Genomic DNA, 21,401 nt, shown 5'->3' with positions numbered 1-21,401 from the left:
CGCCATGTTGATCCCCCGTCGGGTGAAGCACCGCAAGCAGCACCACCCCAAGCGCTCCGGCGCCGCCAAGGGTGGCACCACCGTGGCGTTCGGTGACTACGGCATCCAGGCTCTCGAGCCCGCCTACATCACCAACCGTCAGATCGAGTCCGCTCGTATCGCCATCAACCGCCACATCAAGCGTGGCGGCAAGGTCTGGATCAACATCTTCCCGGACCGCCCGCTCACCAAGAAGCCGGCCGAGACCCGCATGGGTTCCGGTAAGGGTTCGCCCGAGTGGTGGGTGGCGAACGTCAAGCCCGGTCGCGTGATGTTCGAGATGACCTACCCCAATGAGCAGATCGCTCGCGAGGCCCTGCGCCGCGCGCAGCACAAGCTCCCCTGCAAGACCCGCATCGTGACCCGAGAGGAGCAGTTCTGATGAGCAACACCGTCGCCGCTGATCTCCGCGGTCTCACCGCGGACGAACTGGTGGAGAAGCTGCGCGAGGCCAAGGAGGAGCTGTTCAACCTGCGCTTCCAGATGGCCACCGGACAGATGAGCAACAACCGTCGCCTGCGCACCGTGCGTACCGACATCGCCCGGATCTACACGATCCTGCGCGAGCGGGAGCTCGGCCTGGCATCGGGTCCGGAGGGTGACGCCGCATGAGCAAGAATGGAAGCAGCGAGAACACTGTGACTACCGATACCTCGGTCGAGGAGCGCAACAGCCGCAAGGTGCGCATCGGGTACGTCGTGTCCGACAAGATGGAGAAGACCATCGTCGTCGAGCTCGAGGACCGCGTGAAGCACGCCCTGTACGGCAAGATCATCCGCACCACCTCCAAGGTGAAGGCGCATGACGAAGAGGGTCTGGCCGGCGTGGGTGACCGCGTCCGGATCATGGAGACCCGTCCGCTGAGCGCCACCAAGCACTGGCGCCTGGTGGAGGTGCTGGAGAAGGCCAAGTAACCCTCGCGGTTACCGGCCACCGGCCCACCGAGAGAACCCCCGGACCCCCCGCTAGGGAGGGCCGGGGGTTCTCGCGTTCTCGGGGTCGCTCAGTGTGCGTGTCCGGCTGTCACAGCGGGCACAGACGCTGCAGCGTGGACGTCGCGGAGCGCAGCGGCTCATTGGCGGCCTTGGTCCGCGGCCAGGTGGCCTCGTTCGAGCCCCGCGCCGACTGGTCCGCGTGCAGTGCCTCGTTGTAGGCGTCCAGCTTGGACTTGTAATCGACCAGCGCGGTGTGGATGGTGGCGGCCGGCTGCGCGGTGCTGATGGTCGAGGTCAACTGATTCGATTCGGTGGTGATCGCGGCGAACTCCGCGCTGATCACCGGCGCGATGGTGTTCCAGTTCCACTTCGGATCCTTGGTGTGGGCCACGGTCGCGCGGGTGGCTGTCGTGCGGGTCTCGTACCCGGCCCGCCAGGAGGCGCACGCGGACTTGCCCGCGGCCTCAGCGGCGGCGGCACGGGACGAGGCGATGGCGGACTGGTACCCGGCCACCACCTGCGGATCGGCGGTTCCGGCGCCGGGCACCGTCGCACACCCCGCCACCGCGAGGGAGAGTCCCAGCGCTGCTGTCGCGAGGACGCGGCGGGATGAGTACGTGATCGATACGGTCATCTGCTTGCCTCCCGTGGCGTACGTGCGCGGCGCACGCTTTCCGGTTTGCATTGTCGCCCATTCCGCCGTTCGGTGCCGCACCAGGGGTGTGCCCGCCGACACACGGACAAGACGCGATTTCGGATAGTGGGGTTCGGCCGGATAGACTGAGTGGTTGTTCGCAAAAGCAAAAGAGAAGTTCAGAGGTCACGTACCCGCATGACAGCCCCTTCGTTCGCCGCACTCGGCGTTCCCGCTCCCGTCGTCGATGCCCTGACGGCGATGGACCGGCCCACGCCGTTCCCCATTCAGGCGGACACCCTGCCCGACACGCTCGCCGGACGTGACGTTCTCGGCCGGGGGAAGACGGGGTCCGGTAAGACGCTCGCCTTCGCGATCCCGCTGGTCGTCGCCGTCGACGATGCCCGTGGCTCGCGCCGGCGCCCGGGCCGCCCGGTCGGGCTGGTGCTGGCACCCACCCGTGAGCTGGCGACCCAGATCACCGCCACCGTCGAACCCCTGGCGAAGGCCCTGGACCTGACGGTCACCACCATCTTCGGCGGGGTGAAGCAGTCCCGCCAGGAGCAGGCGCTGGCCTCCGGCGTCGACATCGTGGTGGCCTGCCCGGGCCGGCTCGAGGACCTCATGCGCCAGCGCATCGTCGACCTCTCCGACGTCGCGGTGTCGGTGCTCGACGAGGCCGATCACATGGCCGACCTCGGCTTCCTGCCGGTGGTCACCAGGATCCTCGCCGCCACCCCGTCGGACGGGCAGCGGCTGCTGTTCTCGGCGACGCTGGACAACGGCGTCGACAAGCTGGTCAAGCGGTTCCTGACCGACCCGGTCTCGCACTCGGTGGACCCGGAGACCTCGCCCGTCTCCGATATGACCCACCACGTCTTCGAGGTGGGCACCAAGGACGAGAAGACCGAGCTGGTGCGCGTGCTGGCCTCCGGTACCGGCCGGAGGATCCTGTTCACCCGGACCAAGCACCAGGCCAAGAAGTTGGCCAAGCAGCTCACCGCGCAGGGCATCCCGGCGCGTGATCTGCACGGCAACCTCAGTCAGCCGCAGCGCGACCGCAACCTGGAGGCCTTCAGCTCCGGCGCGGCCCGCGTGCTGGTGGCCACCGACATCGCCGCCCGCGGCGTGCACGTCGACGACGTGCAGCTCGTGGTGCACGTGGACCCGCCCGCCGAGCACAAGGCCTACCTGCACCGCAGCGGCCGTACCGCCCGCGCCGGCAGCGAGGGCACCGTGGTGACGGTGATGATGACCGAACAGCGCAAGGACACCCAGGCGCTGCTGAAGAAGGCCGCGATCAGCGTCCGCCCGGTGGCCGTGACCGCCGGCTCGGCCGTGGTGGTGGACCTGGTGGGGGAGACCGCGCCGTACGTCAAGCCCGAGGTGATCGCCGCTCCGCAACAGCAGCGCGCCAAGCGTCCCGCGCAGGGCCGCCCGCCGCGCTCGCGGCGCGGTGAGCCGCACCCCGGCCGGGGCCAGTCGCAGGGCGCCGGACGGGGGCAGTCCCAGGGTGCCGGACGGGGGCAGTCGCAGGGGCAGCAGCGCGGCCAGGGCGGCCCGCGCGGTCAGCGCCAGGCGGGCCAGACGGGCCAATCCCGTCAGTCCGGGCAGCCGCAGCAGAGCAGGACGCAGGCGCCGCGCCGGCGCGCCACCCGCCCCGCGGGCTGAGCCCGGTCAGTCGAGACGGTGCTGCCGGGCGATGGCCAGGACGTCGTCCTCGGTGGGTGGGCTGGCGGCGTGATGGCTCAGGCACATCGGGGTGCGCACCCGCACCGTCGACGCTCCGGCCCCGAGATAGAAGTCACCCGGTCCGAGGCCGCCGATCGCGTCGATCCGCCCGCCGCGCGCGGCCGCCAGGTCTTTGGCGGCCTGGATCTGCACCGGAGCGTTGAGCTTGCCGTAGAAGTGGGTGGCGCTGTTGCCGACCACCTTGTCGTGCAGGCCCTTCGGTGCCTGCGTCGCGAAGACCAGTCCGAGCCCGTACTTGCGGGCCTGTGAGGCCAGCAACAGCGTCGACTCGGAGGACGGTTTCACCGCACCCGACGGTGCGATCTGCTGCGCCTCGTCGATCACCAGCAGGGCGCCCAGCGGTCGCTCCCCGGCCGGGTTCCGCTTGATCCAGGAGAACAGGGCCAGCTGCAGCTGCGCCACGAAGGTCTGCCGCTGCGTCTCGTCCGGCAGCCCGATCAGGCTGATCACCGAGACGCGGGCGCGTTTGCCGGCCGCGGGAGTGAGCAGGGTCCCGGGGTCGACCGCCTCACCGCGCCCGCCCAGCAGGGGATTGTTGATCAGCGCCGCCTGGAGGTTCGCCGCCATCTCGGGAGCCCGCTTGTCCGCGCTGGCGAGACTGCTGCGCGAGGAGTCCCACTCGGCCAGGAATGCGGCGAAGCTGCGCACATCCGCCCGGCCGATCTGCCGGCCGTAGGCGTCGAGCGACTCGCGCAGAACCGCCCGCTGCTGCTCGCGCCGCGCTCCGCTCACCCCGACGTGCTGCTCCAGTGCGCTCGCGCACGCCTCGACCGCCATCGCGAACCCCTCGCGGGCCTCCTGCGCCAGCACGCCGTCCGGATCACCGGCACCGTCCATGCCGGTGCGCAGCGCCGCGAAGTCCGGGATCGGCGCCAGCACCAGGGGCTTCGCCGAGGGACGGTTCGGCGTCCACACCAGCACCTCGGTCCGGTCCAGATAGCGCCGCGCCCGGTCGGAGTCCCCGTCCCACCAGCCGGGCGGGGGATCCGGCCAGGCGCTGCCCAGCCGGGACAGATCGTTGTTCGGGTCCAGCACGATCGCCGAGACCCCGCGCAGCGCGCACTCCTCGACCAGCCGGCGCAGCAGCACCGTCTTACCCGAGCCGGACCCGGCGAACACGGACACGTGTTTGCGCAGCTCGGCGAGGTCGACGGTGACGTCGCGCCCGTCCGGAGAGGTACCCAGCGTGATCGACTCCCGCGCCGGCGACACCGCTGCACCCACCGGCGCCGACGGCTCCATCGGTGCGGTCGTCCGTGCCGGCGGAGTCGGCCGGGCCGGGGTGGACGGGCCACCGAACATCACGTCCGCGACCGAGTTGGACAGCCCGCCCACCCGGCCCACCGCGTCCCCGGGGATCAACCCGCGGGCCCGGCGTGCACCCCGGGTCCGTGCGGCCGGCTCGACGCCGGCCCCGTAGGTATGGGCCCCGACGATGCCGTCAGCACCCTGGTGGTCACCCGCACCACCGGCGTCCGGGGAGCGACGGTGCGGGGTGTCGAGTCCGGCGAACAGGCGCAGCCGGTGCGCCGGACGCCGGTCGGTGAGCCACTCGTCGAGCCCGTCCGGTCCGGCGGCGATGATCCGGCCGAGCGCGTCCAGCGAGGCCAGGTCGCCCTCGTCGAGCGGCAGGAGCAGCGCCCCGCGGTCGACGGCGTCGGCGATCACCGCCGACGCCCTGGGGCTGGTGGGCCACGGCGTGGACCGCAGCAGGAACAGCCGTCGGCGGTCCACCCCGGAGGTCAGGCCCGCTCCGGTCGCGGCGCCCTGCACCCGGTTGGTCACCGCGATCGGGTTGGCCGCCGGGATCGCCCGGAACGACCAGTGCTGCTCGTCCTCGACCCGCCCGGGCAGCCTGCGCCGCAGTCGCGCGTCGAGCTGCTTACCGCCGCGTTCGATCTGGAAGCCGTCGCCGCCGTCCTCCCGGGTCCAGGCCCGCAGGCCGGCTTCGAGCAGGTCACGCATCCGGGTATCGGCCACCGCCTGATCGGTCGCCACATCGCCGACACGGGCCCGGATCCGCAGCGCCTCGAACTGCTCGTCGATCCGGGTGAGAGCGTCCTCCGGCGTCTCCAGCCGGGGCTGCTCGGGCAGCTCCGAGGGCAGCGACGGTGCGGCCCGGCGCCGCTCGGTGGTGCGGGCAGCGCCCTCGTCGAACGACGCGAGTTCGAAGTCCGAACGGGTCGATACACAGGCCCGGATGTGCGCATCGACCTTGGTGAGCAGGTCACGAGGGGTGTGGTGGACCGCCGACGCGAAGGCCTCCGGTGCCACCGGCCAGGTCGGGTGCGGCGGAACGAACTCCTTCGACCGGTACGCCGTCCCGAGCCGGCGCTCGACGATGGCGCGCGCGATGGCACCGTCGGGCAGCGATTTCAGCGGACCGACCACCCGGAACCGGGCGGCCACCGAGGCGGTCGCCCGGCCGGAGAGGGTCTCCCACGCCGTCGGCAGCATGCAGGCGACGGTGACGGTGCGGTACAGGCCCTGCCGGAGCGACATCAGGCCGTGGCCGACCTGTTCGATCACCTCGGTCTCGGTCCGGGCGGCGACATCGGGATTGGTGAGCGTCGCCGCGGACTGCGCGAGCAGGGTGTCGATCTGGTCCACGGCGAACACGGTGGCCGCGGTCTCGGCCATGAACGCCGAGATCGCCCGCACCGTCTCGACCGCCGGGAAGCCGCCCGCCGGGAGCCCCCAGTGCAGGCGCTCGGCCGCGGTCTCCTCGACCTCGATGTCGTCGAGGAAGGCCGAGCCGAGGTCGGCGAGACGGGTGTCGGGTGAGGCCAGCAGCACCAGTGCGCGCAGCACACCGTGGTACTGCCGCACCTGCGGGCGACGCTTGCTCATGGCGGCGACCAGCGCGTCCAGGCCCTCCGGGGTGGGTACGGCGTCGCCGGAGAACTCCCGGCGGTGCGCGCGCGAGAGTCCGGCCTCGTCGGAGAGCAGCCAGAGCAACTGCGCGAGCTGGCTCTGGTGATCGCGTGCCGGACGCAGCAGCGAACTGCGCAGCGAGGTCAGCGCTGCGCGCCAGAAGTCGGAGGCGTCCAGGAGCTCCAGCAGTACGAAGTAGTGCCCTGCGCTCTGCACCTCCTCGCGGAAGCGAGTGAGCAGGTGGGTCTTGCCGGTGCCCGCGTTACCGGTGATCACCAGCCCGGTGGGGGAGGCGCCGGTGGAGGCGACCGCGTCGCCGAGGGCGTCCTCGAGATCCTCCCAGATGTCGGTGTGCAGGCCGTCGACGTGCGTGTCCTGCATCTGGGCCGAACCGTCCCACACCTCCTCGTAGGTCGGCGCCCAGCTCAGGCGGACGGAACGCAGTGCGGCGCGCTGCACATCGGAGAGCGTCATCGAGTGATCCGTATCGCGTGAAGGGGACGACCGCCCAGCTGCAGAGCGGCAGCGCGATCCTCGGCGGTGAGGGCTTTCAGATTGTCTTCGGCCACGATGTGCACCCCGGGCTCGGGGTAGAGCGTGCGCAGCGCATCGTCGACCGCACCGGCCGGCACTCCGGGCAACTGGGCCCGCAGATCCTTGAGCGCGACCCAGGATCCGGGGGCGGCGATGCGCAGGTAGGCCCGCCGCACCTGCTCGACGGTGGCCGGCCCCGGATCGGCCGGGGGTGCGGGTGCGCCGGCGGCGGCAGTGCTGATCGCAGTGGTGTCCGGCGGGACCACCACCTCGCCCAGTGCGAGGGATTCCCGACGCAGGTACCGGCCCAGGCCGGCGGCGACGGTCCACAGTGCGCGCTGGTGCCCGGTGGCGCCCGCCGGTGGTGCCGCCAGCAGATCCTCGGCGGTGGCCCAGCCCTTGTCGGTCAGTGAGAGCAGCAGCGACCGGCGCGGCCCGGCCTCCACCTCCAACAGGCCCAGCTCCTGGAGTTTGCGGCGCGACGGTGCTTCGAGGGCGGGGCCGAGGCGGCGCAGGTCCGGATTGCGTACCGGCTCGACCACGGCGGCCAGCACCAGCAGCACCGTCGCCTCGGTTCCGGTCAGCCGGCCGACCACACTCACCACGCGCCCCCTTCGCCGGCGGGGTCCCCCGCCTCCACCAACGTACGGATTATCGCCAACGCCTCCGGCAGGTCGGTGAAGATCCGGGTATCGGTCAGCCGCAGGACGCGGAATCCGGCCAGCATGAGGTCGGCGTCCCGGCGCCGATCGTCCTCGTACCGCGCCGGCTCCAGGTGGCCGGCACCGTCGACCTGGACCACCAGCCGGGCTCCGCCGAACAGCAGGTCCACCCGCACCGGCGGACGGTCCGGCCCCAGATCGACCGACCGGTTCCAGATCCGCCCGGCGGCCCAGCGGCAGCCGGAGAGGGCGCCTTCGAGATCGGCCTGTGCCGGCTCGGACGGGTGCGGGTGACCGGGCAGAGGCGGGAACACCGGCCCGGCGGTCGTCGCGCGCTCCGGACCGGTGCCGACCTCCCCCGGGGTGATCCGGGGGAACCGGTCGAGGGACCGGGTGCCCGGCCCGATCAGCCAGACCGCGCTCGTGCCGCGGGCGAGCCACTGCGCGGCGGTGCACAGCGCATCGGCGAGGTGGGGGACCGGCGGCTCATCGACCTCGATCGCCAGGGCCAGGCCGTGTACCCGGTAGCTGCGGGTGAGGGCGCGTTCGAGCGCTTCGCGGCGGTCGGCGGCGGGGAGGCCGGTGAACGCCGCGCTCGAATCCGGCCGCTGGGCCGTGCGCGCGTGGGCCGCGAGCGTGTCCAACGCAGGGCTGCTCGCGGCGTCGTTCCCGGTGTCCGGCCGCCACGCCGGGTACAGCGCGAGGGCCACGGTGAGCAGGCGGTCCAGGACGTCGTCGATGACGGCGCGCGGCGCCGAAGGCAGTGGGGTGCTCAGGCCGGGGAGGATCAGGATCGGGTCCGACGGTGTCCGGTGGTCCGCCGCCGCTACGAGGGCCGCTGCCGAGGTACCGCTCAGCACGGTGACCCCACTCGACGGCAGATCGGACGCAAGCACGCCCTGAAGGTACGCGATTCGACAGCGACCTGCGCGTTCGCCTATCATGGACGGGTTGCCCGCGGCCTGTGGCCGTGGGCGGCGGACCGCGCGCGTTCGGGTCGGTAATCCGGCGCGCATGAAAATCCAGGTCTGAGGAGACTGCAAAGTGATTCAGCAGGAATCGCGAGTGCGGGTCGCCGACAACACGGGTGCCAAGGAAATCCTGTGCATCCGCGTGCTCGGTGGAAGCTCGCGCCGCTATGCCGGCATCGGTGACATCATCGTCGCCACCGTCAAGGACGCCATCCCCGGCGGCAACGTCAAGCGCGGCGAGGTCGTCAAGGCCGTCATCGTGCGCACCGCCAAGGAGCGCCGCCGTCCGGACGGTTCGTACATCAAGTTCGATGAGAACGCCGCCGTCATCATCAAGAACGACAACGATCCGCGTGGCACCCGCATCTTCGGCCCGGTCGGCCGCGAGCTGCGTGACAAGAAGTTCATGAAGATCGTTTCGCTGGCTCCGGAGGTGCTCTGACATGAAGGTGCACAAGGGAGACACCGTCGTTGTGATCTCGGGTCCCGATAAGGGCGCCAAGGGCAAGGTCGTCGAGGCCTTCCCGAAGGCCGAGAAGGTCCTCGTTGAGGGCGTGAACCGGATCAAGAAGCACACCAGCACTTCCGCCACCGCGCAGGGCGGGATCGAGGTCAAGGAAGCCCCGATCCACGTCTCGAACGTGATGGTCGTCGACTCGGACGGCAACCCCACCCGCGTGGGCTACCGGACCGACGAGGAGACCGGCAAGCGCGTGCGGATTTCCCGCAAGAACGGGAAGGACATCTGAGATGACTACCTCCGAGAAGATCCAGCCGCGGCTGAAGGCGCGCTACCGCGCCGAGATCAAGGACGCGCTCAACAGCGAGTTCAACTACGACAACGTCATGCAGATCCCCGGCGTGGTCAAGGTCGTCGTGAACATGGGCGTCGGTGACGCCGCCCGCGACGCCAAGCTGATCAACGGCGCCGTCAAGGACCTCGAGCTGATCACCGGCCAGAAGCCGGAGATCCGCAAGGCCCGCAAGTCCATCGCGCAGTTCAAGCTGCGTGAGGGCATGCCGATCGGTGCGCGCGTGACGCTGCGCGGCGACCGCATGTGGGAGTTCCTCGATCGCCTCACCTCGATCGCGCTGCCCCGTATCCGCGACTTCCGCGGCCTCAACGGCAACCAGTTCGACGGCAACGGCAACTACACGTTCGGCCTGAACGAGCAGTCGATGTTCCACGAGATCGACGTGGACTCGATCGACCGCCCGCGCGGTATGGACATCACCGTCGTGACCACCGCCACCAACAATGAGGAAGGCCGCGCGCTGCTCAAGCACCTCGGCTTCCCCTTCAAGGAGAACTGAGCCATGGCAAAGAAGGCGCTGGTCAACAAGGCCAACAAGAAGCCGAAGTTCGCCGTCCGCGCGTACACCCGCTGCAACAAGTGCGGCCGCCCGCACTCGGTGTTCCGCAAGTTCGGCCTGTGCCGTGTGTGCCTGCGCGATATGGCGCACGCCGGCGAGCTCCCCGGTGTTCACAAGAGCAGCTGGTGAGTAGGCCCCGGGCACTCCGGGACCACTGATACGAATCGAGGCGCGCATCCACCGTTCCGGTGGGTGCGCGCCTTCGTCGTACGCGACGTCGGTCACGAAAACTCTCGTGGATACCCGTCATTCTCTGCGAGTTCACTATGATTTAACGTCATGTTGGTGCGATCGGATCTCGCGCTGCCGGGGGGACCGCGGGGGGCGCAGCGACGTCGATGGGGACGTCGTGAGTGGACGCGTGTGGTGCTCGCCGTCTGCGCGTTCGTCCTGGTGGTGCAGATCGCCGCCACCGTCTACGGTCTGCGTGGTCCGGTGCAGTCGCTGATCGCCGATTTCGTCGGACGGCCGGTGACCGGTGAGGTCAAGGTCGCCGCGATGGCGCTGGCACTGATGTGCATGCCGGCCCGGCTCCGCCTGCCGTTCACCGGCGTGCTGGTCCTGGTGGAGGTGCTGCTCAACACCGAGCGGCTGGTCGCGGGGAATCCGCTGCACTTCGGCAACGGCGTGATGTGGGCGCTCGCCGCCCTGGCCGGTTACGCCGGAACCGTCCTGGTCGGGCGAGAGCGGTCGGCGGCGCTCAAAGCGGCCGGTGTGGCCGCGATCCTGATCGTCGCGAACGCCGTCTCCGCGGTGTGGCTGGGCCTGACGATGGCGGCGCTGCCGGAGGTGGCGGACCAGTTCGTCGAGGTCGCCGACCGCGCGCTCGGCAGCCCGTCGTGGGTGATGGGCGCGTTCGTGCAGGAGCACACCTGGTACCTGTGGCTGATCACCAAGGTCTACACGTACCTGCCGGTCGGAGCGGCCGTGGTCGCCTTCTTCCAACTGCGCCGCAGCTCAGTGCAGGGATTCCCGCGGCACCACATCATCCGCTCGTTCCTGGTGATCGGCGCGATCGGCCCGATCGTCTACTTCCTGTTCCCGGTGGTGGGGCCGGCCTACGCCTTCGGAGACCAGGTGCCCGGCGCCGGCTGGATGGATGCGTGGCCGTCGATCGTGCCCAGCTCCCTGGCCCCGGTCTCCGAGTTCTACAGCCAGCTCGCACCGCGCAACTGCATGCCCAGCCTGCACACCGCCTGGGCCACGGCGATCCTGCTGCACGCACTGCGTGGACCGCGACTGCTCAAGGCCTTCGGTGTGTTCTGGTTCGTCACCACGCTCTCGGCCACGCTGGGGCTGGGCGCGCACTACGGGGTGGATCTGATCGCCGGACTGATCTTCGCGCTGACCCTCGAAGCGGCCCTGGTGCGGCCGCAGACCGGATGGGACCAGCGCCGGATCGTCACCGTCGCCGCAGGCGCGGGCGCCTTCGCTGCGGTGCTCGTGGCCATCCGCTACGTGAGCGTGCCGATGGCGCAGAGCGGGTACCTCGCCGCGCTGATGCTGCTCGGAGCCGTCGCCGCGATGGCCGTCGCCTACGCGCGGATCGTGAATCCGGTCCCGGTCGAGGGGAGGGGAGCACCCGCGCCGCGGATGCTCCCCTCGCGAGCCGCTCCGATGGAAGCGAGCTGATCAGCGCCGGCTCGGGTCCACGGTCTCCTGCTCGACCCGCTCCTTGCGGACGGTGTCCGAGACGGTCTGCTTGCCCTGCTCGGTGTTGACCTGCAGGCCGACCCGCTCGACCGGCACGGTCTCCTTGTCGGTGACCACGCGATCCTCGTGCAAGGTGACCTCGGCGGTCCCGTCGCCGATCTCGACGTCGCCGGCTTCGGCGCCGGTGATCGGTTCGCGGACCACCTCGACGTGCTCGCGAGTGACGGGCACGGTCACCGTCTTCTCCTCGGTGACCACGTACTTCCGGAGTCGGGCGCGGCCGGTCGCGACGCGCTCGGTACCCACGTTCAGTCGCTCCTCGGAGCGGACCACGCTGGAATCGGTGTCGGTCGGAGTGGCGCTGCGCCGGTCGTCGGTGGCACCCGCTGCAGCCCCGGTCGCTGCGCCGACGCCGGCTGCCGAGCCGGTGGCTGTCGAGCCGGTGGCTGTCGAGCCGGAGTTCGCGGTGGAACCGTCGTCGGCGTGCTTGCCGTAGGTGTCCCAGCCGGCGGTCTCCCGAGTGAGTCCGTAGTGCTGGAACAGCTCGTTCTGCTGCGCCTCCGAGATTCCCTCATCGGTGTCCAGGTGCGGTGCGTCCTTGATCTGGTCCTTGGTGGCGACCACGTCGATTCGGTCCTCGGAGTGGCGCGCACCCGACAGCGGTACCAGTGACGCGGAGCCGAACCAGCCGGTCTTGGCCGCGACCCACGTGGGGTACTGCGTTTCGCCGTCGATGTAGACCTGCTCGACCTTGCCTACCTTCTCCCCGTCGCGGTCGTACACGGTGGAGTTCGCCAGAGAGCTCAGGTTGTTGTTCGCCATAGTGACTCTTCCTGTGAGACGTTCGGGATCGTGCATCGTCACGCTAAGCACGGTTCAGGGCTCCCGTCATCACCCCTGCGGCGGCTTCGGAGGGTGCGGAAATGCCGAGTTAAGACGCGCGTCACATTCGCGTGATGTGATCTTCGTTACTGAGAATTCATGTCCGGCAAGGGCATCTGGCCGGCGGATCGGCGACGGGATCGGGGGTCCGTGACCCGGCCGTGATCCGGCTGCCGATTTCGCGTCTTCCTGCCATGTGAGACGGAACCGGTAGGAATCGGTCGGCGCCGGGCGACGGTGGCCCTCGAGTGCGTCTTTATCACCCCTCAGGGTGTGAAAACCGCGGATTTCGCGCCCATGAAGCCGAATCGGGCTTCGTGGCGTCGAAAACCGCGCTATTCACCGGCCGCGTCGCGACCCTTCTGTGACAAATGGTACGTATGGTGCTAGAGGTGCAGATGAGTCGAAGGTTGATGCTCACGGCGGCTGCGGCGACGCTGCCCGCCGCGATGGTCGCTGCCCGCGCCGGCGCCGAACCGGGTTCCGGGCCCGGAGCAGGAGCGGGGGCGGGTGCAGTGCCGGGGCCGTCCGCCGGTCCGGCGCCCGCACGCTGGACGGTCGAGCGTGCCGCCCAGTGGCGCGCGCAGCACGGCTGGATGGTGGGCTGCAACTACATCAACGCCAATGCCGGGAACCAGTTCGAGATGTTCCAGGCGAAGACCTTCGATCCGGGGCGGATGAGCACCGAACTGAGCTGGGCTCGCGGGCTGGGGATGAACGTGGTGCGGGTGTTCCTGCAGGACCAGCTGTGGACCGCGGATCCGACCGGATTCGTGCAGCGTCTGGACGCCTTCCTCACCGTCGCGCAGAGCAATGGCGTCAAGGTCATGTTCGTCCTCTTCGACTCCTGCTGGGATCCCGATCCCAAGCTCGGCGACCAGCGCGAACCCACTCCCGGTGTGCACAACTCCACCTGGGTCCAGAGCCCCGGCGCCGCCGGTCTGAGCGGCGACACCGCGAAGCTCCAGGCCTACGCCACCGGTGTGGTCAAGGCTTTCGCGGGTGACCCGCGTGTGGTGGCCTGGGACGTGTGGAACGAGCCGGAGAACCTCGCCGACTCCTATCCGTTGCGCCCGCCGGACAAGGTCGCGCGGGTCGCGCAGCTGCTGCCGAAGGCCTTCGAATGGGCGCGCGCCGGGAATCCGACACAGCCACTCACCTCCGGGGTGTGGGCCGATACCCGTCCCGAGATCCGGGCGATCCAGCTCGAACAGTCCGATGTGATCAGCTTCCACAGCTACGACCCGCCGGAGAAGTTCCGTGCGATGGCGTCCGACCTGGCGAAACTGAACCGTCCGATGCTGCTCACCGAGTACATGGCGCGGCCTCAGGGCAGCACCATCGAGGCGATCCTGCCGATCTGCAAGGAACTCGGTATCGACGCCTACCAGTGGGGATTCGTCGCGGGCCGTAGTCAGACGTACTACCCGTGGGACTCGTGGAAGCAGCCCTACGTGGGGGCGCGGCAGCCGCAGCAGTGGTTCCACGACCTGCTCTGGCCCGATGGCCGCCCATACCGCGACGGTGAGGTGGGTCTGATCAAGCGGCTCACCGCCCGCACCTGACGACGCACCCGCTCGCGAGCGCCCGCCAGTGGCGCCGGGGGAGCGGTGCGGCGACGATTCGACTCTGACCGGGACTTTCTCTACACTAGAGAGGTTGCCTGTCGTGCTTCGAGCACGGCCGGCGCACTTCCCCGAACCGGTACGGCTCCGTCCGGCCGGTCCGGAATCCCTGCGGTGCAACGGTATCGCAGGACGGTTTGCTTCGTAGTAGGCCCACCGTCGGACGTTCCAGGCCCCCTGGGGGCACCAGAGCGCCGTCGATGCATGGGAACCGCTGCGAGAAAGGTAGACGGACACTGTCATGACCATGACTGATCCGATCGCAGACTTCTTGACCCGTCTGCGCAACGCCAACTCGGCGTACCACGACGAGGTGACGCTCCCGCACTCGAAGATCAAGGCGAACATCGCCGAGATCCTCAAGTCCGAGGGTTACATCACCGACTTCCGTACCGAGGACGCCGAGGTGGGCAAGAACCTCGTCGTTTCGCTGAAGTACGGGCCCAGCCGTGAGCGTTCGATCGCCGGCCTGCGCCGCGTGTCGAAGCCCGGTCTGCGCGTGTACGCGAAGTCCACCAACCTGCCGAAGGTCCTGGGCGGCCTGGGCGTGGCGATCATCTCCACGTCCTCGGGCCTGCTCACCGATCGCCAGGCAGCCAAGCAGGGCGTGGGCGGCGAAGTCCTCGCTTACGTCTGGTAAGGGGACAGAAGAATATGTCGCGTATTGGTAAGCATCCCGTGGTCGTTCCCGCGGGCGTCGACGTGCAGATCGCCGGTCAGGACGTCACCGTCAAGGGCCCCAAGGGCCAGCTGGCGCTGACGATCTCCGACCCGATCTCGGTGTCGAAGAACGAAGAGGGCGCCATCGTGGTGGCCCGTCCGGACGACGAGCGGCGCAACAAGGCGCTGCACGGCCTGTCCCGGACCCTGGTCTCCAACATGGTGACCGGTGTGACCGAGGGTTACACCAAGAAGATGGAGATCTACGGCGTGGGTTACCGCGTGGCGCTCAAGGGTAAGGACCTCGAGTTCTCCCTGGGTTACAGCCACCCGGTGCCGATCGAGGCGCCCGAGGGCATCACCTTCGCGGTGGAGAGCCCGACCAAGTTCTCCGTGTCCGGCATCGACAAGCAGCAGGTCGGCCAGGTCTCGGCGGTCATCCGCAAGCTCCGTCGCCCCGACCCCTACAAGGGCAAGGGCGTGCGCTACGAGGGTGAGCAGATCCGTCGCAAGGTCGGAAAGACGGGTAAGTAACTCATGGCTAACAGCACCGCAACTCAGACCGACAAGCGCATCCCGGTGGGCAAGGACGTCTCCACGCGCCGTCGCGCGTCGAAGGCCCGTCGCCACTTCCGCCTGCGCAAGAAGATCGAGGGCACCGCGGCCCGCCCGCGGCTCGTGGTCAAGCGCTCCAGCCGGCACCTGCACGTGCAGCTGATCGACGACCTCAAGGGTCACACCCTGGCCGCCGCGTCGACCCTCGAGGCCGATGTGAAGGCCGCCGGTGGCGACAAGTCCGCACAGGCCAAGAAGGTCGGCGAGCTGATCGCCGCCCGCGCCAAGGCAGCCGGTGTGAACGCGGTCGTCTTCGACCGTGGTGGCAACAAGTACCACGGCCGGATCGCCGCGCTCGCGGACGCCGCTCGCGAAGGCGGGTTGGAGTTCTGATGACCTACACCAGCACGTTTTCCATCGAAGGAGAGGCAGCCTGATGCCCGGACGTCAGCGTCGTGACGGCGGCAACAACGGCCCCGCCGGAAACAACAACGGCCCCGAGAACTCGAACGACCGCCGCGGCGGCCGGGGTGGCCGCGACCGCGATCAGCGCGGTGGCCGCAACGAGGCCGAGAAGAGCAACCACATCGAGCGCGTTGTCACCATCAACCGCGTCTCGAAGGTCGTGAAGGGTGGTCGTCGCTTCAGCTTCACCGCCCTCGTGATCGTCGGCGACGGCCAGGGCATGGTCGGCGTCGGCTACGGCAAGGCCAAGGAAGTTCCTGCGGCCATCCAGAAGGGTGTCGAGGAGGCTCGGAAGAACTTCTTCCGTGTGCCGCTCATCGGCAGCACCATCGTCCACCCGGTCCAGGGTGAGGCCGCAGCCGGCGTCGTGCTGCTGCGTCCCGCCAGCCCGGGTACCGGTGTCATCGCCGGTGGCGCTGTGCGTCCGGTGCTCGAAGCGGCCGGCGTCCACGACGTCATCGCCAAGAGCCTCGGTTCGGACAACGCCATCAACGTGGTGCACGCCACCGTGGCCGCGCTCAAGGAGCTGCAGCGTCCGGAGGAGGTCGCGGCTCGTCGCGGCCTGCCCATCGAGGACGTCGCTCCCGCGGGCATGCTGCGTGCGCGCGCAGGTCAGGGAGCGTAGCGACATGGCCCATCTCACAGTCAGGGAGGCGATCTGATGGCAGAGCTCAAGATCACCCAGGTGCGGGGCACCATCGGGACCAAGCAGAACCAGCGCGACAGCCTGCGGACGCTCGGCCTGAAGGGCATCCGCAAGTCGGTCGTCCGTGAGGACACCCCCATCAACCGCGGCCTGATCCAGGTCGTCTCGCATCTCGTGGAAGTGGAGGAGGTGTAAGCAATGGCTATCAAGCTGCACGATCTCCGTCCCGCGAAGGGCGCGAAGACCGAGAAGACCCGTGTCGGTCGTGGTGAGGGTTCCAAGGGTAAGACCGCTGGTCGCGGCACCAAGGGCACCAAGGCCCGCAAGAACGTCCCGGTGGCGTTCGAGGGCGGTCAGATGCCGCTGCACATGCGGCTGCCGAAGCTCAAGGGCTTCAAGAACCGCAACCGGGTCGAGTACCAGGTGGTGAACGTGGGCGATATCGCCCGCCTGTTCCCGCAGGGCGGCACCATCGGCATCGACGAGCTCGTCGGCGCCGGTGCGGTTCGCAAGAACCGTGTCGTCAAGGTGCTCGGCGACGGCGAGATCAGCGTCAAGGTGGACGTGACGGCGACCAAGGTCACCGCCGCCGCCAAGGCGAAGATCACCGCCGCGGGCGGCTCGGTCACCGAGCTCGCCCCGTCGGCACAGTCCGAGGCCTGATTCCTGGTCTCGCGCTGATGCGAACGTGCCGCGGTAGGCACCGGTATCCGGTGCCTACCGCGGCTCTCGTTCATCGGTTCGACGGTGACCGTCCGCCACCTGCCGGTCGGTACCCGCCGTGAACAGCCCCGATGAGTGCGGCTGTTAGAGTTCATACGTTTGCAGGAATACCCATGAGGACACAGGCGCTCCGCCGCTGAGCGGAGCGTGTGTCCACGAGCGTGGGGCGGGTCGCACGGCCCGCCCGGCTGCCAGGAGGATGTGTGCTTTCGGCCCTAGTCCCGATCTTCCGGACCCCGGATCTACGGCGGAAGATCCTGATCGTCCTGGGCATCCTCGTGCTCTACCGCCTCGGTGCGACGCTGCCGTCGCCCGGCGTGAACTTCAAGAACGTCAGCGAGTGCGTCGATGACCTGTCCAAGGGTGCGAACGCCGATGTCTACTCGCTGATCAACATGTTCTCCGGCGGCGCCCTGCTGCAGCTGTCGGTGTTCGCGATCGGCATCATGCCCTACATCACCGCGTCGATCATCGTCCAGCTGCTGATGGTGGTCATTCCGCGGTTCGAGACCCTCCGCAAGGAGGGGCAGGCCGGGCAGGCGAAGATCACCCAGTACACCCGCTACCTGACGGTGGCGCTGGCGCTGCTGCAGGCCACCGCGATCGTCGCGATGGCCTCGCGCGGCCAGCTGCTGCAGGGCTGCACCAAGCCGATCCTCGCCGACAACGGCCTGTTCACCCTGATCACCATCGTGGTCGTGATGACCGCCGGCGCGATCCTGGTGATGTGGTTCGGCGAGCTGATCACCGAGCGCGGCATCGGCAACGGCATGTCGCTGCTGATCTTCGCCGGCATCGCCTCGCGCCTCCCCGCCGACGGCCAGAACATCCTGCAGAACCAGGGCGGCCTGACCTTCGGACTGGTCTGCTTCGCGGTCCTGCTGATCCTGGTCGCCGTGGTCTTCGTCGAGCAGGGCCAGCGCCGGATCCCGGTGCAGTACGCCAAGCGCATGGTCGGCCGCAAGATGTACGGCGGCTCGTCGACCTACCTGCCGTTGAAGGTCAACACCGCGGGTGTGATCCCGGTGATCTTCGCGTCCTCGCTGCTGTACCTGCCGCAGCTGGTGATCCAGCTGGTCGCCAGCAACTCGACCGCCGGCTGGGTGCAGTGGATCCAGTCGAACCTGGTCAACCCGGCGAGCGCCTGGCACATCGTCATCTACTTCGCGCTGATCGTGTTCTTCACGTACTTCTACGTGGCGATCACCTTCAACCCGGAGGAGCGCGCCGACGAGATGAAGAAGTTCGGTGGCTTCATCCCGGGCATCCGCCCCGGTAAGCCCACCGCCTCGTACCTGAACTACGTGCTGCAGCGGATCACGCTGCCCGGCTCGCTGTACCTCGGCATCATCGCGATCCTGCCGAACCTGTTCCTCGAGCTCGGCGGTGGTTCGAGCACGAGCAACCTGCCGTTCGGCGGAACGATGATCCTGATCATCGTCGTGGTCGCGCTCGATACGACGAAGCAGATCGAGAGCCAATTGATGCAACGCAACTATGAAGGATTCCTCAAGTGAGACTGGTTATTCTCGGCCCTCCCGGGGCGGGTAAGGGAACGCAGGCCGAGCGGCTCTCGGAGAAGTACGGCATCCCGCACATCTCCACCGGTGATCTGTTCCGCGCGAACATCAGCGAGGGCACCCCGCTCGGTGTCGAGGCCAAGAAGTACATGGACGCCGGCGAGCTGGTCCCGTCGTCGGTCACCGTCGACATGGTGCGCTCGCGTCTGGCCGAGCCGGACGCCAAGAACGGTTTCATCCTCGACGGTTTCCCCCGCTCGACCGAGCAGGCCGATTCGCTGGCCGAGATCCTCGCCGAGCGCGGCGAGAAGATCGACGCCGTGCTGTCGTTCGAGGTCCCCGAGGACACCGTCGTCGAGCGGATGCTCGCGCGCGGCCGCGCGGACGACACCGAGGACGTGATCCGCAACCGCATGCGTGTCTACGCCAAGGAGACCGCGCCGCTGCTCGATTACTACGGCGACACCGTCACCCGGATCGACGCCGTCGGCACCGTCGACGAGGTGCTCGGCCGGGTGGCCGCGCAGCTCGGCTAGTGAGCCGTTTCCGGTTCAAGAAGGTCGTGCCCTTCCGCTCGGCGGGGGAGCTCGACGCGATGGCCGCCGCGGGTGCGGTCGTGGGCCGCGCACTGGTCGCGGTGCGCGACGCGGCCCGTGCCGGCGTCACCACCGCCGAACTCGACGAGGTCGCCGAGACGGTGATCCGCGAGGCCGGGGCGGTGCCCTCGTTCAAGGGCTACCACGGTTTCCCGGGGTCGATCTGCTCCTCGGTCAACGAGGTCGTCGTGCACGGCATCCCGGACCGGTCGACGGTGCTCGCGACGGGTGACCTGGTCTCCATCGACTGCGGCGCGGTGCTCGACGGCTGGCACGGCGACTCCGCGTGGACCTTCGGCGTCGGAGAACTCGCCGCCGCCGACGCCGATCTCTCCGAGGCCACTCGCCTGGCGATGGAAGCCGGCATCGAGGCCATGGTCGACGGTGGCCGTCTCACCGACGTCTCGCACGCCATCGAGACCGCCACCTATGCGCAGGCGGCCCGGCTGGGCCGCGACTTCGCGATCGTCGACGGGTACGGCGGCCACGGCATCGGCCGTGAGATGCACATGGAACCGTTCCTGGCCAACGAGGGCGATCCCGGTAAGGGGCCGCGTCTGGTGGTCGGCTCCACTCTGGCGATCGAGCCGATGCTCACGCTCGGCACGCCGGACACCTCCGTCCTGGAGGACGACTGGACCGTCGTCACCGATGACGGCTCCCGCTCGGCCCACTGGGAGCACACCGTCGCCGTCACCGCCGACGGTCCCCGCATCCTCACCCTGCGGCCGGAAGGTCGGCCCGCCGACCCGCATGATTAAGGGCTTGACCCTCACGTGACGTGAGGCGGTTGAGTGGTCGCTGTGAACGAACGGAAGCCTCCGCAGCACACGGTCGGCGTGATCGCACGCCTGACCGGGGTCAGTGTTCGCACCCTGCACCACTACGACGAGATCGGGCTGGTCCCGCCCTCGGCGCGGACGAGCGCCGGTTACCGGGCCTATTCCGACGCCGATGTCGAGCGGTTGCACCGCGTGCTGACCTACCGTGAGCTGGGCTTTCCGCTTGAGCAGATAGCGACCCTGCTCGACGATCCGGCGGCCGACGCGATGGCGCACCTCCAGGCGCAGCACAAGCTGCTGTGCGAGCGGATCGAACGTTTGCACCGGATGGTCGCGGCTGTGGAGGACATGATGGAGAGCAAGAAGCAGGGCATCCAGCTCACCGCGCAGGAGCAGACCGAGATCTTCGGCGACGACTGGATGGGCGATCAGTACGCCGAGGAGGCGGAGCAGCGCTGGGGTGACACCCCGGCGTGGAAGCAGAGCGCTGAGCGCACCGCCGCGTTCAGCAAGGACGACTGGAAGCGCATCAAGGCCGACGGTGACGCCGTGAACGAGGCCCTCGCCGGGGGCCTGCGCGCCGGTATCGAGCCCGGCACCGACGCTGCGAACCGGCTCGCCGAACGGCACCGCGGGGGAATCGAGGTGTTCTACGACTGCGACCACGCCATGCAGGTGTGCTTGGCGCAGATGTACCTCGCCGACGAGCGGTTCACGAAGTACTACGAGGACATCGCGCCGGGCCTGGCCCAGTACGTGCACGATGTGATCGTGGCGAACGCGGACCAGCAGAAGTAGCATTCATCGGCCCCGCGGAGGCGGGTGCGCGCGGTTACCCTGGGATCGTGGGCGACCTGATGAACTACTGGTGGCTCGTCTTCGTCTTCGGCGGGTCGATCAGCGCCGCGGTCAAGGGGGCGTCGGCGTGGAACGAGCGGCGCGCCGACCGCCGGCTGGAGAAGTACCGGATCAAGCAGGAGGCCAAGGTCGCATTGGCCACGGCCGCGGGCATGGGCCGGGTCGATGCGGCCCAGGCCGAACGCGATCTGGCGCGGGCGATCGCCGAACACGACGCGGTCGACTCCCGCTGGTTCGGCTACGAGACCGACCTCGCCACGATCCTCGACCATCCGATGCTGATCGACATGCGGGAACCGCTCACCGTCGAGTTCCACAAGGCCAAGCGCGCCGCTGATCTTCTGCGCCCCGACGCTCCGGGTGCCACCGATCCGGAGGGCCGGTATCGGGATGCGGTGCACGCCTACGTCGCGGCCTTCGACGTCGCCGAGCAGGAGGCGAAGCGGCGCCGGCGCGGCGACTTCGACCCGATCGAGCAGGAACGTCTGGCGCGGGCGCAGCGCCTGCTGGCGGTGGCGCTGGACTCGGGCGCCACCGGACCCGAGCGGCAGGCCGCCTACCAGCGGGCCCGCACGGAACTCGACGGTCTCATCGAGTTGCCGAGACCGGCCACCGTGGTACTCGAACGCCAGGTGCGGTCGGCGCTGGAGCGGTGACCGGC

26 protein-coding genes are annotated in these 21,401 nt (G+C 69.1%); 21 read left to right on the top strand and 5 right to left on the bottom strand.

The features are described from left to right. Positions 1-4: 4 nt before the first annotated feature. The 3 genes from rplP to rpsQ are packed head-to-tail and all read left to right on the top strand — an operon-like array spanning position 5 to position 953. Entirely contained in the window at positions 5-421 is a 417-nt protein-coding gene (gene rplP, locus ACYVHG_RS05850; RefSeq protein ID WP_013128011.1) for a 50S ribosomal protein L16, read from the top strand. Then, positions 421-651, top strand: a complete 231-nt coding sequence (gene rpmC, locus ACYVHG_RS05845; RefSeq protein ID WP_013128010.1) for a 50S ribosomal protein L29 — start codon at positions 421-423, stop codon at positions 649-651. Before rplP ends, rpmC begins: the two co-directional genes overlap by 1 nt. Beyond that, entirely contained in the window at positions 648-953 is a 306-nt protein-coding gene (rpsQ, locus tag ACYVHG_RS05840) for a 30S ribosomal protein S17 (RefSeq protein ID WP_461166472.1), read from the top strand. The genes rpmC and rpsQ overlap by 4 nt, the downstream gene beginning before the upstream one ends. Before the next feature lie 109 nt (positions 954-1,062). Here the strand turns inward: rpsQ and ACYVHG_RS05835 are convergent, their stop codons facing one another. Further along, positions 1,063-1,608, bottom strand: coding sequence for a hypothetical protein (locus ACYVHG_RS05835; RefSeq protein ID WP_461166471.1), 546 nt, complete (start codon positions 1,606-1,608; stop codon positions 1,063-1,065). Between the two features lie 198 nt (positions 1,609-1,806). Between ACYVHG_RS05835 and ACYVHG_RS05830 the strand changes: the two genes are divergently transcribed. Next, a complete protein-coding gene (locus ACYVHG_RS05830) occupies positions 1,807-3,279 on the top strand; it encodes a DEAD/DEAH box helicase (protein WP_461166470.1) in 1,473 nt (490 codons plus the stop codon). Between the two features lie 6 nt (positions 3,280-3,285). Here ACYVHG_RS05830 and ACYVHG_RS05825 read toward each other — a convergent pair whose 3' ends face one another. Genes ACYVHG_RS05825 through ACYVHG_RS05815 form a run of 3 tightly spaced genes read right to left on the bottom strand, consistent with a single transcriptional unit; the run spans position 3,286 to position 8,326 of the window. After that, positions 3,286-6,708 (bottom strand): helicase HerA domain-containing protein, encoded by a 3,423-nt coding sequence (locus tag ACYVHG_RS05825; protein ID WP_461166469.1) that lies wholly within the window; start codon positions 6,706-6,708, stop codon positions 3,286-3,288. Then, positions 6,705-7,370: a hypothetical protein gene (locus ACYVHG_RS05820; protein ID WP_461166468.1), complete on the bottom strand. Its 666-nt coding sequence runs from the start codon at positions 7,368-7,370 to the stop codon at positions 6,705-6,707. Before ACYVHG_RS05820 ends, ACYVHG_RS05825 begins: the two co-directional genes overlap by 4 nt. After that, complete coding sequence (locus tag ACYVHG_RS05815) at positions 7,367-8,326, bottom strand: endonuclease domain-containing protein (protein WP_461166467.1); 960 nt, start codon at positions 8,324-8,326, stop codon at positions 7,367-7,369. Before ACYVHG_RS05815 ends, ACYVHG_RS05820 begins: the two co-directional genes overlap by 4 nt. Positions 8,327-8,474: 148 nt before the next feature. Here ACYVHG_RS05815 and rplN point away from each other — a divergent pair, with 148 nt between their 5' ends. From rplN to ACYVHG_RS05790, 5 genes are all read left to right on the top strand, one after another. Next, on the top strand, positions 8,475-8,843 hold the full coding sequence (rplN, locus tag ACYVHG_RS05810) for a 50S ribosomal protein L14 (protein ID WP_013128004.1): 369 nt from the start codon (positions 8,475-8,477) through the stop codon (positions 8,841-8,843). Position 8,844: 1 nt separating this feature from the next. Continuing rightward, positions 8,845-9,150, top strand: coding sequence for a 50S ribosomal protein L24 (rplX, locus tag ACYVHG_RS05805; RefSeq protein ID WP_461166466.1), 306 nt, complete (start codon positions 8,845-8,847; stop codon positions 9,148-9,150). A 1-nt stretch (position 9,151) separates the two neighbouring features. After that, on the top strand, positions 9,152-9,715 hold the full coding sequence (gene rplE, locus ACYVHG_RS05800) for a 50S ribosomal protein L5 (protein WP_461166465.1): 564 nt from the start codon (positions 9,152-9,154) through the stop codon (positions 9,713-9,715). Between the two features lie 3 nt (positions 9,716-9,718). Then, positions 9,719-9,904, top strand: a complete 186-nt coding sequence (locus tag ACYVHG_RS05795) for a type Z 30S ribosomal protein S14 (protein ID WP_461166464.1) — start codon at positions 9,719-9,721, stop codon at positions 9,902-9,904. Between the two features lie 234 nt (positions 9,905-10,138). After that, positions 10,139-11,407 carry a phosphatase PAP2 family protein gene (locus tag ACYVHG_RS05790; RefSeq protein WP_461166463.1) on the top strand — a complete coding sequence of 423 codons (1,269 nt, stop codon included), beginning with the start codon at positions 10,139-10,141 and terminating at the stop codon, positions 11,405-11,407. On the opposite strand, the gene ACYVHG_RS05785 is transcribed toward ACYVHG_RS05790, so the two are convergent. After that, positions 11,408-12,250, bottom strand: coding sequence for a DUF2382 domain-containing protein (locus ACYVHG_RS05785; RefSeq protein WP_461166462.1), 843 nt, complete (start codon positions 12,248-12,250; stop codon positions 11,408-11,410). It abuts the gene before it with no gap. A gap of 458 nt (positions 12,251-12,708) precedes the next feature. Here ACYVHG_RS05785 and ACYVHG_RS05780 point away from each other — a divergent pair, with 458 nt between their 5' ends. The 12 genes from ACYVHG_RS05780 (at position 12,709) to ACYVHG_RS05725 (ending at position 21,396) form a co-directional block, all read left to right on the top strand. Further along, positions 12,709-13,875, top strand: coding sequence for a cellulase family glycosylhydrolase (locus tag ACYVHG_RS05780; RefSeq protein WP_461166461.1), 1,167 nt, complete (start codon positions 12,709-12,711; stop codon positions 13,873-13,875). A 301-nt stretch (positions 13,876-14,176) separates the two neighbouring features. After that, positions 14,177-14,575 (top strand): 30S ribosomal protein S8, encoded by a 399-nt coding sequence (rpsH, locus tag ACYVHG_RS05775; RefSeq protein ID WP_461166460.1) that lies wholly within the window; start codon positions 14,177-14,179, stop codon positions 14,573-14,575. Between the two features lie 14 nt (positions 14,576-14,589). After that, a complete protein-coding gene (gene rplF / locus ACYVHG_RS05770; RefSeq protein ID WP_461166459.1) occupies positions 14,590-15,129 on the top strand; it encodes a 50S ribosomal protein L6 in 540 nt (179 codons plus the stop codon). A 3-nt stretch (positions 15,130-15,132) separates the two neighbouring features. Beyond that, the gene (rplR, locus tag ACYVHG_RS05765; RefSeq protein ID WP_461166458.1) at positions 15,133-15,543 is read left to right on the top strand and encodes a 50S ribosomal protein L18; all 411 of its coding nucleotides are present in this window, start codon (positions 15,133-15,135) and stop codon (positions 15,541-15,543) included. A gap of 43 nt (positions 15,544-15,586) precedes the next feature. After that, positions 15,587-16,240 (top strand): 30S ribosomal protein S5, encoded by a 654-nt coding sequence (rpsE, locus tag ACYVHG_RS05760; RefSeq protein ID WP_461166457.1) that lies wholly within the window; start codon positions 15,587-15,589, stop codon positions 16,238-16,240. A gap of 36 nt (positions 16,241-16,276) precedes the next feature. Beyond that, positions 16,277-16,456 carry a 50S ribosomal protein L30 gene (gene rpmD, locus ACYVHG_RS05755; protein ID WP_461166456.1) on the top strand — a complete coding sequence of 60 codons (180 nt, stop codon included), beginning with the start codon at positions 16,277-16,279 and terminating at the stop codon, positions 16,454-16,456. Between the two features lie 3 nt (positions 16,457-16,459). Continuing rightward, positions 16,460-16,924: a 50S ribosomal protein L15 gene (gene rplO / locus ACYVHG_RS05750; RefSeq protein ID WP_461166455.1), complete on the top strand. Its 465-nt coding sequence runs from the start codon at positions 16,460-16,462 to the stop codon at positions 16,922-16,924. A gap of 263 nt (positions 16,925-17,187) precedes the next feature. Next, positions 17,188-18,501 carry a preprotein translocase subunit SecY gene (gene secY, locus ACYVHG_RS05745; RefSeq protein ID WP_461166454.1) on the top strand — a complete coding sequence of 438 codons (1,314 nt, stop codon included), beginning with the start codon at positions 17,188-17,190 and terminating at the stop codon, positions 18,499-18,501. Beyond that, positions 18,498-19,040: an adenylate kinase gene (locus tag ACYVHG_RS05740; protein ID WP_461166453.1), complete on the top strand. Its 543-nt coding sequence runs from the start codon at positions 18,498-18,500 to the stop codon at positions 19,038-19,040. The genes secY and ACYVHG_RS05740 overlap by 4 nt, the downstream gene beginning before the upstream one ends. Next, on the top strand, positions 19,040-19,861 hold the full coding sequence (map, locus tag ACYVHG_RS05735) for a type I methionyl aminopeptidase (RefSeq protein ID WP_461166452.1): 822 nt from the start codon (positions 19,040-19,042) through the stop codon (positions 19,859-19,861). The genes ACYVHG_RS05740 and map overlap by 1 nt, the downstream gene beginning before the upstream one ends. 42 nt (positions 19,862-19,903) lie before the next feature. Beyond that, complete coding sequence (locus tag ACYVHG_RS05730) at positions 19,904-20,680, top strand: MerR family transcriptional regulator (RefSeq protein ID WP_461166451.1); 777 nt, start codon at positions 19,904-19,906, stop codon at positions 20,678-20,680. A 59-nt stretch (positions 20,681-20,739) separates the two neighbouring features. Continuing rightward, positions 20,740-21,396 carry a hypothetical protein gene (locus ACYVHG_RS05725; RefSeq protein ID WP_461166931.1) on the top strand — a complete coding sequence of 219 codons (657 nt, stop codon included), beginning with the start codon at positions 20,740-20,742 and terminating at the stop codon, positions 21,394-21,396. The last annotated feature ends 5 nt before the right edge of the window (positions 21,397-21,401 follow it).

Source organism: Tsukamurella serpentis, assembly GCF_054780975.1.
The sequence above is the reverse complement of the archived record's forward strand: the minus strand, read 5'-3'. Positions and strand labels throughout refer to the sequence as shown.